The 12,323-nt window shown below is 69.3% G+C and carries 11 protein-coding genes; 5 read left to right on the top strand and 6 right to left on the bottom strand.

All coding sequences use genetic code 11. The annotated features are described in order from the left end of the window. Position 1: 1 nt before the first annotated feature. Complete coding sequence (locus LE197_RS08745; protein WP_023125939.1) at positions 2–1,237, top strand: SfnB family sulfur acquisition oxidoreductase; 1,236 nt, start codon at positions 2–4, stop codon at positions 1,235–1,237. A 67-nt stretch (positions 1,238–1,304) separates the two neighbouring features. Here LE197_RS08745 and LE197_RS08740 read toward each other — a convergent pair whose 3' ends face one another. From LE197_RS08740 to LE197_RS08715, 6 genes are all read right to left on the bottom strand, one after another. Further along, positions 1,305–2,714 carry an LLM class flavin-dependent oxidoreductase gene (locus LE197_RS08740; RefSeq protein WP_031639390.1) on the bottom strand — a complete coding sequence of 470 codons (1,410 nt, stop codon included), beginning with the start codon at positions 2,712–2,714 and terminating at the stop codon, positions 1,305–1,307. A gap of 548 nt (positions 2,715–3,262) precedes the next feature. Next, positions 3,263–4,027: an ABC transporter permease gene (locus LE197_RS08735; protein WP_003089428.1), complete on the bottom strand. Its 765-nt coding sequence runs from the start codon at positions 4,025–4,027 to the stop codon at positions 3,263–3,265. Next, positions 4,024–5,223, bottom strand: a complete 1,200-nt coding sequence (locus LE197_RS08730) for an ABC transporter substrate-binding protein (protein WP_003112141.1) — start codon at positions 5,221–5,223, stop codon at positions 4,024–4,026. The genes LE197_RS08735 and LE197_RS08730 overlap by 4 nt, the downstream gene beginning before the upstream one ends. After that, complete coding sequence (locus LE197_RS08725) at positions 5,189–6,025, bottom strand: ABC transporter ATP-binding protein (protein WP_003131641.1); 837 nt, start codon at positions 6,023–6,025, stop codon at positions 5,189–5,191. The genes LE197_RS08730 and LE197_RS08725 overlap by 35 nt, the downstream gene beginning before the upstream one ends. Then, a complete protein-coding gene (locus tag LE197_RS08720; protein ID WP_022580979.1) occupies positions 6,022–7,089 on the bottom strand; it encodes an acyl-CoA dehydrogenase family protein in 1,068 nt (355 codons plus the stop codon). Before LE197_RS08720 ends, LE197_RS08725 begins: the two co-directional genes overlap by 4 nt. A gap of 49 nt (positions 7,090–7,138) precedes the next feature. Continuing rightward, on the bottom strand, positions 7,139–7,699 hold the full coding sequence (locus tag LE197_RS08715) for a carboxymuconolactone decarboxylase family protein (RefSeq protein WP_003089433.1): 561 nt from the start codon (positions 7,697–7,699) through the stop codon (positions 7,139–7,141). Between the two features lie 104 nt (positions 7,700–7,803). Here LE197_RS08715 and LE197_RS08710 point away from each other — a divergent pair, with 104 nt between their 5' ends. The 4 genes from LE197_RS08710 to LE197_RS08695 all read left to right on the top strand — a co-directional run bounded on the left by LE197_RS08710 (position 7,804) and on the right by LE197_RS08695 (position 12,313). Further along, a complete protein-coding gene (locus tag LE197_RS08710) occupies positions 7,804–8,709 on the top strand; it encodes an AraC family transcriptional regulator (RefSeq protein WP_003089436.1) in 906 nt (301 codons plus the stop codon). Positions 8,710–8,931: 222 nt separating this feature from the next. Further along, positions 8,932–9,837, top strand: a complete 906-nt coding sequence (locus LE197_RS08705; RefSeq protein WP_003089438.1) for an AraC family transcriptional regulator — start codon at positions 8,932–8,934, stop codon at positions 9,835–9,837. 157 nt (positions 9,838–9,994) lie between these two features. Then, positions 9,995–11,305, top strand: coding sequence for an ABC transporter substrate-binding protein (locus tag LE197_RS08700; RefSeq protein ID WP_003105362.1), 1,311 nt, complete (start codon positions 9,995–9,997; stop codon positions 11,303–11,305). 75 nt (positions 11,306–11,380) lie between these two features. Continuing rightward, the gene (locus LE197_RS08695; RefSeq protein ID WP_031692946.1) at positions 11,381–12,313 is read left to right on the top strand and encodes a carbohydrate ABC transporter permease; all 933 of its coding nucleotides are present in this window, start codon (positions 11,381–11,383) and stop codon (positions 12,311–12,313) included. The last annotated feature ends 10 nt before the right edge of the window (positions 12,314–12,323 follow it).

The raw sequence follows: 12,323 nt of genomic DNA, 5'->3' as shown, positions 1-12,323 counted from the left end.
CATGAGCGCACTGGAAAAGAACGCCGCCGATCCCTATCGGCAACCGCTGCCACGGACCCCGGCCCGGCGCATCGCCGACGACGCCGAGGCGATCCGCGTCGCCCGCGAACTGGCCGGGCTGTTCGCCGAGGAAGCCTCGCTGCGCGACCGCCAGCGCCGGCTGCCGGTGGCCGAACTGGAAGCCTTCTCGCAGAGCGGCCTGTGGGGCATCAGCGTACCGCGCGCCTACGGCGGCGCCGAGGTCGGCTACCGGACCCTGGCCGAAGTACTGAAGACCATCGCCGCGGTAGACCCGTCCCTGGCGCAGTTGCCGCAGAACCACCTGGCGGTGCTCGACCATTTGCGCCTGGACGGCAGCGAGGAGCAGAAACGCTTCTTCTACGGCCTGGTGCTAGACGGCGTGCGCTTCGGCAACGCCTTCTCCGAACGCCATAGCCGTACCGTCGCCGAATTCCAGACACGAGTGCTGGCGGATGGCGACGGGTTCCGCATCGACGGCCGCAAGTTCTATTCGAGCGGCGCCCTGCTCGCCCACTGGGTACCGGCCGTCGGCCTCGACGCCGAGCAGCGCGCGCACCTGGCGTTCATCCCGCGCGACGCGCCGGGGCTGACGGTGATCGACGACTGGTCCGGCTTCGGCCAGCGCACCACCGCCAGCGGCACCGTCATCCTGGACAACGTGCGGGTGCCGGCCAAGCACGTCATCCCGGTGCACCGCGCCTTCGACCGCCCCACCGCCGCCGGCGCCGTATCGCAGTTCATCCAGGCCGCCATCGACGCCGGCATCGCCCGTGGCATCCTCGCCGAGACCGTGCAGCAGGTGCGCCGCCACGCGCGGCCATGGATAGACGCCAACCAGCAGCATGCCTGGGAAGACCCCTACACCATCCAGCAGGTCGGCGACCTGCGCATCCGCGTGCGCGCCGCAGAAGCCGTGCTCGACCTGGCGGCCGACGCCATCGAAGCGGCGCTCGCCGCCCCCGACGAGGAGAGCGTGGCCGCCGCCTCGATCGCCGTGGCCGAGGCCAAGGTGCTCACCACCGAAGCCGCCCTGCTCGCCGCCAACCGGCTGTTCGAGCTGGCCGGCACGCGCTCGACCCTGGAGGAACTCAATCTCGACCGCCACTGGCGCAACGCCCGCACCCATACCCTGCACGATCCGGTGCGCTGGAAGTACCACGCCATCGGCAACTACCAGTTGAATGGGGTGAAGCCACCGCGGCACGCCTGGCTCTAGGAGCCGTCCCGGGCCTTGGGGGCGGATAGCGCCACCGGCGTCATCCGCCGTCCGCCGTCCGCCCAGGTCAGGCCGGCAGCGCGTTGCGCCCGGCCTCCTTCTCCCAAAGCGCCCGCAGGTCGCGATAGCCGGCCGCCGGATGGGAATCCGGCAGACGCGGGCCGTCGCCGAACAACTTCTCGCGCAGGGTTCCCGGCGCGTATTCGGTCTTGTACACCCCGCGCTTCTGCAACTCCGGCACCAGCAATTCGACCACGTCGCTGAAGGTTTCGTGGGCCAGCGCATAGGCCAGATTGAAGCCATCCACGTCGGTGTCCTCCACCCACTCCTGCAACAGGTCGGCGACGGTCGCCGGGCTGCCGACGAACAGCGGGCCGAAGCCGCCGATACCGACCCAGTCGGCCAGCTCGCGGACCGTCCAGGTGCGCGTCGGATCGGCGCTGGAAAACGCTTCCACCGCCGATTGGATCGCATTGGTATGGATATGCCGCAGCACCTGGTCCGGCCGATACTGGCCGAAGTCGATCCCGGTCCAGCCGGAGATCAGCGCCAGGGCGCCTTCGTAGCTGGCGAAAGCGCGGTATTCGTCGAACTTGGCCCTGGCCTTGGCGTCGGTCTCGCCGAGCACCACCGTCTGCAGGTTGAACACCAGTACCTTGCGCGGATCGCGACCGGCCTCGGCGACGCGCTGGCGGATGTCGGCGACCGCCTGCTTGAGCACGGTCTTCGACGGCGCGGCGACGAACACGCATTCGGCGTGCTCGGCGGCGAAGCGCTTGCCGCGACTCGACGCGCCGGCCTGGTAGAGCACCGGCGTGCGCTGCGGCGATGGTTCGCAGAGATGGATGCCGGGTACCTGGAAGTGCTCGCCGACATGGCGGATCTCGTGGATCTTGCCCGGGTCGCTGAAGATCCGTCGGCGACGGTCGCGGAGCACCGCGCCGTCCTCCCAACTGCCTTCGAAGAGCTTGTAGAGCACCTGTAGGTATTCGTCGGCATAGTCGTAGCGGCGGTCGTGGTCGAGCTGGGCCTGCTGGCCGAGGTTGCGCGCGCCGCTTTCCAGGTAGGAGGTCACTACGTTCCAGCCGATCCGACCCTTGGTCAGGTGGTCCAGGGTCGAGAGTCGGCGGGCGAAGGGATAGGGATGCTCGAAGGACAGCGAGGCGGTCAGGCCGAAGCCCAGGTGGCGAGTCACCGCGGCCATCGGCGTGATCAGCGCCAGCGGGTCGTTCACCGGTACCTGGGCGGCCTGGCGGATCGCCGCGTCGCCATTGCCGTCGAGCACGTCGTAGATGCCCAGCACGTCGGCGATGAACAGTCCGTCGAAACGGCCGCGTTCGAGCAACCGCGCCAGGTCGGTCCAGTACTCCAGGTCCTTGTACTGCGAGGAGCGGTCGCGCGGATGCGCCCAGAGGCCGGGCGACTGGTGGCCGACACAGTTCATTTCGAAGGCGTTGAGACGGATTTCGCGCGGCATGGGGACTCCTTGGCTTGCCTGTACATCCGGCACCCCGTGCACAGCCCGTGCCGGGCCGCGGGGCCGCGCCGGGCAAGGCCTGGGTGGCAAGCCCCTGTCGCTGGGCGGGCGCAACTGCTGGGCAAGTGTTGGCGGATCAACACATTCGCCCGCCCCACCCGAGCCCCGAACCCCGAACCCCGAACCCCGTAGGGCGAATAGCGCCCCAGCGCTATCCGCCAGCGCACCGGAACCCCGTCCGGCGGATAGCCGCAAGCGGCTATTCGCCCTACCCGAGCATCCCCATTACCCGTAGGGCGAATAGCGCCCCGGCGCTATCCGCCAGCGCACCGGTACCCCGTCCGGCGGATAGCCGCGAGCGGCTATTCGCCCTACCCGAGCGCCCCATTGACCCGTAGGGCGAATAGCGCCCCGGCCCTATCCGCCAACGCACAGGTACCCCGTCCGGCGGATAGCCGCGAGCGGCTATTCGCCCTACCCGAGCGCCCCATTACCCCGTAGGGCGAATAGCGCCCCGGCGCTATCCGCCAACGCACCGGAACCCCGTCCTACCCGAGCGCTCCGTGCGCCCAGCGCCGGTAGAGTCCGCGCGCCGCCGCGTCGAGCAGGTAGCCGAGCAGGCCGATCAGCAGCACCATCGCCATCAGCTCGGAGTACGCCAGGCGGTCGCGGGTGTCGAGGATGTAGTAGCCGAGCCCGGCGCTGACGCCGAGCATCTCGCAGGGCACCAGGACGATCCAGAGGATGCCGATGGCCAGGCGCACGCCGGTCAGCACATGGCCGAGGATGCCCGGCAGGATCACCCGGCGCAGGGTTTCCCAGGGCGTGGCGGCGAGGCTGCGGCTCAGTTGCAGCCAGCGCGGGTCGAGCTGGCGCACGCCGGCGGCGGTATTCAGCAGGATCGGCCAGAGCGCGGCGAAGGCCAGCAGGAAATAGATCGGCTGGTCGCCCACGCCCATCAGCATCACCGCGATGGGCATCCACGACAGCGGCGAGATCATCCGCAGGAACTGGAACGCCGGAGTGGTCGCCGCTTCCAGGTTGCGCGAGGCGCCCACCAGCAGCCCCAGCGGCACTCCCACCAGCAGCGCCAGGAACAAGCCCAGCAGGACCCGTTTCAGGCTCACCAGCACGTGCTCGTAGAGTTCGCGGCGTTCCAGCAGTTCACCCAGGCTGAGCAACGTCGCCTGCGGCGAGAAGCGTGCCGAAAGGCCGTCGGCGGCGCCGAACAGGGCCACGCCGAGCCACCACAGGGCGAACAGCGCCAGCAGCCCGGCGACGCCTAGCGCGCCCTGGCGCAGCGTCTGCCTCACGGGCTGATCTCCTCGCTGCGCTGGAAGCCCTCGGCGAGGCCGAACGCCTGCAACCCGCCGACCTCTGCCAGGGCCTGGCGGACGAAGCGGTCGTCCACCAGGTCACTGGCCACCTGGCGCGGATCGAGACTGGCGAGGAAGGCATTATTGCCTTCGATCAGGGTGTCCTTCAGCCGCCGCACCAGTTCCTCGGTGTAGCTCGGATAGGGATAGGGCTGGAAGTCGATGCGCCGCTCCTGCCAGTCGGCGTGGCGGATCGCGCCGCTGGCGAGATAGGCCTGCTGCTCCTCGGCGCCCGGCGCCAGCACCCGGCCGAGGACCTCCGGCGCGTGCGGCGTGTAGCGGTTGGCTCCGGCCTTGGACAGCAACTGTGCGGCCTCGGCGCGGTGCTCGCGAGTCCATAGCTGGGCCTTGACGATGGCGTTGACCACCTTTTGCGACCACTGCGGCCGCCGCTCCAGGTCGTGTTCGTGCATGAACACCACGCAGCAGGCGTGGTTGCGCCAGACATCGCCGGTGAAGCGCTGCACCCGGCCGACCTTGAGGTTCTCCGCCAGGGCGTTGAACGGCTCGGCGACGATGTAGCCGTGGATGCGCTTGCTGGCCAGCGCCGGCGGCATGTCCGAAGGCGGCAGCACCACCAGGTTGACCTCGTCGGCGGCCAGCGCCGCGCCCACCGCACGGCTCACCGCGCGCAGGCCGTTGTCGCGCAGCAGTTGCTGCAACACCACGTTGTGGATCGAGTACCAGAACGGGATCGCCACGCTCTTGCCGCCGAGCTGGCGTACGTCGGCGATCTCCGGAGCCACCGTGAGCCCCGAGCCGCCGACGTGGTTCCAGGCCACCACCTTGGCCGGCACCTTGCTGCCGTAGCGGGCCCAGACGGTCATCGGCGACAGCAGGTGGATGACGTTGACCTGGCCGGAGATGAACGCCTCGATCAGCTGCGCCCAGCTACGCAACAGCACCGGCCGTTCGGCCTGGATGCCCTCGGCCTCGAACAGGCCGTTGGCATGGGCCACCAGCAAGGGCGTGGCGTCGGTGATCGGCAGGTAGCCGATGCGCACCGGCGCGTCGGGTTCGGCGGCGGCACGCGCCTGCAAGCTGCTCAGCAGCGGCAACGCGCCGGCAGCGCTGAGCAGCGCGGCGAGCTTGAGGATGTCACGTCGGGAATGGGTCGGGTCGTCCAGGCACATGGGAGGCCTCCGGCTGAGCGATGGGATGGGCATGGGTGCGGCTCGCCCGCCGTAGGGTTTTCAGGATCTCGATGCGCAACGCGCCCAGTTCCTCGACCAGCTCCGCGCGTGGCTGCGGCAGGTCGATGCGCCACTCGCCGAGGGTCCGCGCCGGGCTGTCACCCAGTAGCAGGATGCGTTCGGAGAGCAGCAGGGCCTCGTCGATATCGTGGGTGATCAGGACCACGGCGGTGCCGCGCTCGTGGATCGCCCGCAGCAGCAGTTGCTGCATGTCGGCGCGGGTCACTTCGTCCAGCGCGCCGAAAGGTTCGTCGAGCAGCAGCACCTTCGGCTGCCGTGCCAGGCAGCGGGCCAGCGCGGTGCGCTGGGCCATGCCGCCGGAGAGTTGTGCCGGGTAGCGGGCACGGGCGTGCTCCAGGCCGACCGCGGCGATCGCCTGGTCGACGCGGGCCTGGCGGGTCGCCGCGTCGAGGTGCGGCTGGCGGGCGAAATCGAGGCCGAAGGCGACGTTCTTCTCCAGGTTCAGCCAAGGCAACAGGCTGGGGTCCTGGAACGCCACCGCGACGCCCGGATGCGGGCCGCGCAGGGGCTCGCCGAGTACCCGCACGCTGCCGGCGGCCGGCTCCTGCAGGCCAGCCAGCACGCGCAGCAGGCTGGACTTGCCGACCCCGCTGGGACCGAGGATCGAGACCACCTCGCCGGCGCCCAGGCGCAGGTCGAAATCGCCGAGCACCGCCTGCCAGCCGGCACCGCGCGGATAGCCGAGGGCGATCCCGCGAGCGTCGAGGAGCGCCTCGCTCATGCCTTGGCCTCGGCCTGGCGTTGCAATTCGGCGCGCAGTTGCACCAGGCTCGGCGTGACGATCGGGACGAACGCCGACTCGCGCCAGCGGCGGGCGAAACCGGCGCCGTGCTCGCTCAGGTAGGCCTTGCCGCCGCTGGCCTGCAACTCCAGTTGCACGGCATTGGCGGCGGCTTCGGCGAGCCCGATGCGGATGCGGAACAGGCGTGCCGGCTGGCTGGCGAACTCGCCGCTGGCCAGTCCGGCGTGCAGCGCCGCCACGTGTCCGTCGAGGGTTTCGCGCTGTGCCGCCAGCTCACCATCCAGCAGCGAACGACTGCCGCCCAGGTGCCGCTGCACTTCGTCCAGTGCGCGGCGCGCCAGGCCGATGGCCATGCCGCATTGCAGGCCGAGGAAGGCCGGGCGCACCCGTGGCAGGAACTGCCGGGCGTCGTCGTGCAACAGCCAGTCGCGCCCGACCGCCACCGCGCGCAGATCGAGGGCGGCGGTGTTGCTGCATTGCAGGCCGAGCAGGCGCAGGTCCGCCGAGCGCTGCAAGCCGGCGAGTCCCTCGGGAATCGCCAGGACGAAGGGACTGCCGCCCTCCCCGCGTTCGATCGCCGCCGCCACAACGAAATCGCCGCGGCGCAGGTTGGTCACCCACGGCAGGCGACCGTCCAGGCGCCAGCCGGCCTCCTCCGCGTGCGCCACCACCTGCAGCGCCTCGATCCCGGAAAGGAACTTCATCGCGTTGGACAGCCCGGTGGCGCCGGCCAGACGGCCGGCCAGCAGGTCGCCGAGCAGGCGCTGGCGCAGTTCCTGGTTGGGACTCTGCAACAGGTACTCGATGAAAGCGCGCTGGCCCCAGAAGACGAACGCCGCGGTCAGCGAGCGCGCCGCCACCGCGGCCACCCGCTCCACCGCGTCGGCGAGCGTGCCGCCGGCGCCGCCGAGGCGTTCCTCCACCGCCACGCCGAGCACGCCGGCGGCGGCCAGGCGCGGCAGCAGCGCGGCGGGATCGGCGTCACCGCGGTCGAGGGCGTCGGCCTGGCGGTCGAGCCAGTCGCTCAGGGTCGGGTCAAGCATGGTCGTCACTCCTTGCGCCGGCGCGGCATGCCGCCCGGCAAGCGCAGGCTCAGGCCTGCGGGTTGGTCCAGCGATATTGCTCCAGCTCGGCATTGAGCGGCGTGCGGGCGAACACGTTGGCGAAGTTGCAGAGCGTCGCCAGGCTCACCCCGAGGATCACTTCCAGGGCCTGGGCCTGGTCGAAACCAGCGGCGCGGAAGGCTTCGAACTGCTCGTCGGTGACCGCACCGCGGCTGGCGATCACCGCGCGGGTGAAGTCGGCCAGGGCTTCGTAGCGGGCATCGGGCAGTTCGCCGCGGGCGCGCAGGGCCTCGATCACCGGCTCCGGCAGGCGCGCCTTGTTGCGCGCCACCGCGGTGTGCCCGGCAACGCAGAAGTCGCAGCCATGGGTGGTGGCCGCCACCAGTTGCACCACTTCCCGCTCGGGCAGGCCGAGGCTGGCCTTGGCGTTCAGCCCGGACACGGTGAGGTAGGTTTCCAGGGCGGCCGGCGCATTGGCCAGCACGCCGAGCAGATTCGGGATATAACCCGAGTTGTTCAGCGCGGTCTGGAGGAACGGACGCGCCGCCTCGGGGGCGTTTTCCAGGGTGAGCACGGGAACGCGTGACATGCTTTCGACTCCGGTGGTTGAGGTGTCGAAGAAGTCTCTTGGTAATAAGAAATCCATTCAATATTCTAAAGTCGCTATCACTTGCTCTTGAGTCTTTCCCTTAGATGAATTCGTCCAACCCGCTTGTCGATTGGTTATTAGACAGCCTCGAAGTCGACACCAGCCTGTTCCATGTCGGCCGCTACTGCGGCGGCTGGCATGCCTCCACCCACGGCCTGGCGCGTGCCAGCTTCCACCTGGTGGTGCAGGGACACTGCTGGGCGCACGTCGCCGGAAGCGCCCGGGGCTGGCGACTGGACAGCGGCGACGCGCTGTTCTTCCTGCGCGACGTCGAGTTCCGCCTGTCCAGCGAGGCCACCGCCGAGGCCGCGCGCTGCCAGCCACGCGGCGAAATGCAGGCGCTGGAGTGGAACGCGGCGGACGGTGCCGGCCTGGTCTGCGGGTTCTTCCACTTCCATTCGGGATTGTCCGGGCTGATCGTCGACGCCCTGCCCGACTGGCTGATCCTGCGCGCCGGCGATCCGGCGCTGGACGCGGCGCGACGCCTGTTCGCCCTGATCGTCGACGAGTGCCGCCGCCAGCCGGCGCCGTCGCCGGTGCTGCTGGAGCGCCTCAGCCACCTGCTGTTCCTCTACGTGTTGCGCCAGCAGGTGCTCGACAACCCGACCCTCGGCGGCCTGGTGGCACTGGCCCGCCAGCCGCAGTTCGCCGGCCTGCTGGAAGCGCTGATCGAGGCACCCGAACAGCCCTGGAGCCTGGAACAGATGGCCGAACGCACCGGACTCTCGCGCTCGGCCTTCTTCAAGCGCTTCAACGAACTCAGCGGTCAGTCGCCGGGGCAGGTCCTGCTGGCCCTGCGCATGCACCGCGCCTGCGCCCTGCTGCGCGCCGACGCCAGCGTCGCCGAGGTCGCGGCGGCGGTCGGCTACCAGTCCACCGCCGCCTTCACCCGTGCCTTCCACAAGGCCACCGGGCAGCAGCCGGGGGCCTATCGCAAGGCCAGCCGCTGATCGCCGGAGGCCGATCGGCAGCGAGCAGGCCAACGGCGCTGAAGCGGGGTCGAAGAGCGCGCGCCTCGTCAAGCGCCCGGTCCGCAACGGCAACCCGGAACACGCCACGCCCCGGCCTTGGGGTGGATGGCGGCGGACAGCGCCACGGCCGCTGCCCGCCCCTGCACAGCCCCGCCGCTTCGGGCTAGGATGTGCCTTCGTTCCCCCGGTCGGCCCGCGCCCATGCCCAGAGCCAGCAAAGTCACCGATCCGTCCTACGAGCTGATGGACGACCACGAAGGCCATTCGCTGATCTACCGCCAGCACGGCTTCCCCAGCCCGCTGGTGCGCTGGCACTTCCACAAGGAATACGAACTGCACCTGATCGTCGCCAGCTCCGGCAAGGTATTCATCGGCGACTACATCGGCAACTTCGCCCCCGACACCCTGTTCCTCACCGGCCCCAACCTGCCGCACAACTGGATCAGCCAGGTCGAGCCCGACGAGGTGGTGGCCCGGCGCGACATGCTGGTGAACTTCACCGACGAGGTGCTGGAGGACGGCAGCGGCGTATTCTCCGAGCTGAACCGCCTGGCCCCGCTGCTGGCGCGGGCGCGCTACGGCATCGAGTTTCGCGACCCGGCGCTGATCGGCGAAAGCCGGCGACTGTTGCAACGCATCGCCGACAGCGGCGGCATGACCCGCCTGGGATACTTTTTTATCCTCATGGAACAGCTCGCCGAATGCGAGGACTACCAGTTGCTCTCCACCGTCACTTCCTCGCAACTGGCCGACGAGCACAACGTCGAACGGATCAACCGGGCGGTGGACTACATCTTCCAGCACTACGCCCAGGACCTCACCCAGGAGCAGGTCGCCGCCCACCTGGGCATGACCCCCACCTACTTCTCGCGCTTCTTCAAGCAGGCCGCCGGGCGCGGCTTCGTCGAGTTCGTCAACCGCCTGCGCATCAGCAAGTCCTGCGAGCTGCTGGCCCGCAGCGAGCTGCCGGTGACCGAGGTGTGCTTCGAGTCGGGCTTCAGCAACCTGTCCAATTTCAACCGGCGCTTCCAGCAGCTCAAGGGCATGACGCCCACCGGCTACCGGCGCCTGGTGACCCAGCGGCTGACCGAGCAGAACCTGCTCTGAGCCTCCAGCGCCCCACCCCGGCGGTGCAAAAAAGTATCGGTCGAAGTGCAGTCGAGGCTTTGTCGGTTGCGTGACGCGCCTGTGTAATCGGCAGCGAGCGACACAAAAACAATAATGTCTTCCGCGCCGCCCGCCGGCTCGGAAGAGGAGTTCACCGATGAACGACTCGATCAAGGCCTGCCTGGCCGCCGCCTGCCTCGCCCTGCCGCTGCTGGCCCAGGGCGCCGAGACCCTGACCATCGCCACGGTCAACAACAACGACATGATCCGCATGCAGCGCCTGTCCAAGGTGTTCGAGGAAAGCCACCCGGACATCGCGCTGAAATGGGTGGTGCTCGAAGAGAACGTCCTGCGCCAGCGCCTGACCACCGACATCGCCACCCAGGGCGGACAGTTCGACCTGCTCACCATCGGCATGTACGAAGCCGCGCTGTGGGGCGCCAAGGGCTGGCTGGAGCCGATGAGCGGGCTGCCCGCCGACTACGCCCTGGACGACCTGTTGCCCTCGGTGCGCGACGGTCTCTCCGTCAAGGGCACGCTGTACGCCCTGCCGTTCTACGCCGAAGCCTCGATCACCTACTACCGCAAGGACCTGTTCCAGCAGGCCGGGCTGCGGATGCCCGAGCAACCGACCTGGACCCAGCTCGGCGAGTTCGCCGCCAGGCTCAACCGCCCGGACCAGGGCCAGTACGGCATCTGCCTGCGCGGCAAGGCCGGCTGGGGCGAGAACATGGCGTTGATCGGCACCCTGGCCAACGCCTTCGGCGCACGCTGGTTCGACGAGCGATGGCAGCCCGAATTCAGCGGCGGCGAATGGAAGAAGGCTCTCGACTTCTATGTCTCCACCCTCAAGCGGTACGGCCCGCCCGGCGCCTCCAGCAACGGTTTCAACGAGAACCTGGCGCTGTTCAACAGCGGCAAGTGCGCGATCTGGGTGGACGCCAGCGTCGCCGGTTCGTTCGTCACCGACAAGAGCCAGAGCAAGGTCGCCGACGCCACCGGCTTCGCCTTCGCCCCCCGGGAAGTCACCGACAAGGGCGCCTCCTGGCTGTATTCCTGGGCCCTGGCGATTCCCGCCAGCTCGCGCGCCAAGGACGCGGCGAAGGCCTTCGCCACCTGGGCCACCTCGCAGGCGTACGGCAAGCTGGTGGCGGACAGGGAAGGCGTGGCCAACGTGCCGCCCGGCACCCGCGCCTCGACCTACAGCGAGGCCTACCTGGCCGCCGCGCCGTTCGCGCGGGTCACCCTGGAATCGCTGAAGCGCGTCGATCCCAACCATCCGACGCTGAAGCCGGTGCCCTATGTCGGCATCCAGTTGGTCACCATCCCCGAGTTCCAGGCCATCGGCACCCAGGTCGGCAAGCTGTTCTCCGCCGCCCTCACCGGGCAGATGAGCAGCGACCAGGCGCTCGCCGCCGCGCAGCAGAGCACCGCCCGCGAGATGAAGCGCGCCGGCTATCCGAAGTAGTCCGCCGCCGGGCGCAGCCGCGCCCGGCGCGGCGCTGCTCGAGCGCTTGCCCTTGAAGATCCAGACGGAGTCGCCATGAACACCTCGGCCCTCGATACCCCGCTCCCGGCCCGTCCCGCCCACCGTCGCCTCCAGCGCCGCCGGCGCGGACCCGGCTGGCTCCTGGTCAGCCCCTCGGTGGCGCTGCTGCTGTTGTGGATGATCGTGCCCCTGGGCATGACCCTGTATTTCTCGCTGATCCGCTACAACCTGCTGTATCCCGGCGAGAATGCCTTCGTCGGCGTGGAGAACTTCACCTTCTTCGTCACCGACGCCGGCTTCCTGCCCGGCGCGCTGAACACCCTGCTGCTGGTGGGCAGCGTGCTGGCGATCAGCGTGGTGTTCGGCGTGCTCATCGCCGCGCTGCTGGAAGCCGGCGAGTTCTTTGGTCGCGGCGCGGTGCGGGTGTTGCTGATCTCGCCGTTCTTCATCATGCCGACGGTGAGCGCGCTGCTCTGGAAGAACCTGATCTTCCACCCGGTCTCGGGCATCCTCGCCGCCGTCTGGCGCCTGTTCGGCGCCGAGCCGGTGGATTGGCTGGCGCACTATCCGCTGCTGTCGGTCATCCTCATCGTCTCCTGGCAATGGCTGCCCTTCGCCATCCTGATCCTGATGACCGCCATGCAGTCCCTCGACCAGGAGCAGAAGGAGGCCGCCCGCCTCGACGGCGCCGGTCCGCTGGCGATCTTCTGGCACCTGACCCTGCCGCACCTGGCGCGGCCCATCGCGGTGGTGCTGATGATCGAGACGATCTTCCTGCTCTCGGTGTTCGCCGAGATCTTCACCACCACCAGCGGCGGCCCCGGCTACGAATCGACCAACCTCGCCTACCTGATCTACAACCAGGCGCTGCTGCAGTTCGATGTCGGCATGGCCTCGGCCGGGGGCCTGATCGCGGTGCTGATCGCCAATATCGCCGCCATCGTGCTGGTGCGGATGATCGGCAAGAACCTTACCGAGCGCAGCTGAGGAACCCGCC

The sequence above is a fragment of the Pseudomonas sp. PS1(2021) genome (assembly GCF_020405165.1).
GTDB classification, from domain to species: domain Bacteria; phylum Pseudomonadota; class Gammaproteobacteria; order Pseudomonadales; family Pseudomonadaceae; genus Pseudomonas; species Pseudomonas aeruginosa.
This window is presented reverse-complemented; position numbering and strand designations above follow the sequence as displayed.

Excerpts from the sequence above, each read along its gene's own strand:
- LE197_RS08730 (WP_003112141.1), bottom strand. The coding sequence starts at position 5,223 with ATGTGCCTGGACGACCCGACCCATTCCCGACGTGACATCCTCAAGCTC.
- LE197_RS08720 (WP_022580979.1), bottom strand. The coding sequence starts at position 7,089 with ATGCTTGACCCGACCCTGAGCGACTGGCTCGACCGCCAGGCCGACGCC.
- LE197_RS08695 (WP_031692946.1), top strand. The coding sequence starts at position 11,381 with ATGAACACCTCGGCCCTCGATACCCCGCTCCCGGCCCGTCCCGCCCAC.
- LE197_RS08745 (WP_023125939.1), top strand. The coding sequence starts at position 2 with ATGAGCGCACTGGAAAAGAACGCCGCCGATCCCTATCGGCAACCGCTG.
- LE197_RS08715 (WP_003089433.1), bottom strand. The coding sequence starts at position 7,699 with ATGTCACGCGTTCCCGTGCTCACCCTGGAAAACGCCCCCGAGGCGGCG.
- LE197_RS08740 (WP_031639390.1), bottom strand. The coding sequence starts at position 2,714 with ATGCCGCGCGAAATCCGTCTCAACGCCTTCGAAATGAACTGTGTCGGC.
- LE197_RS08705 (WP_003089438.1), top strand. The coding sequence starts at position 8,932 with ATGCCCAGAGCCAGCAAAGTCACCGATCCGTCCTACGAGCTGATGGAC.
- LE197_RS08700 (WP_003105362.1), top strand. The coding sequence starts at position 9,995 with ATGAACGACTCGATCAAGGCCTGCCTGGCCGCCGCCTGCCTCGCCCTG.
- LE197_RS08710 (WP_003089436.1), top strand. The coding sequence starts at position 7,804 with ATGAATTCGTCCAACCCGCTTGTCGATTGGTTATTAGACAGCCTCGAA.
- LE197_RS08725 (WP_003131641.1), bottom strand. The coding sequence starts at position 6,025 with ATGAGCGAGGCGCTCCTCGACGCTCGCGGGATCGCCCTCGGCTATCCG.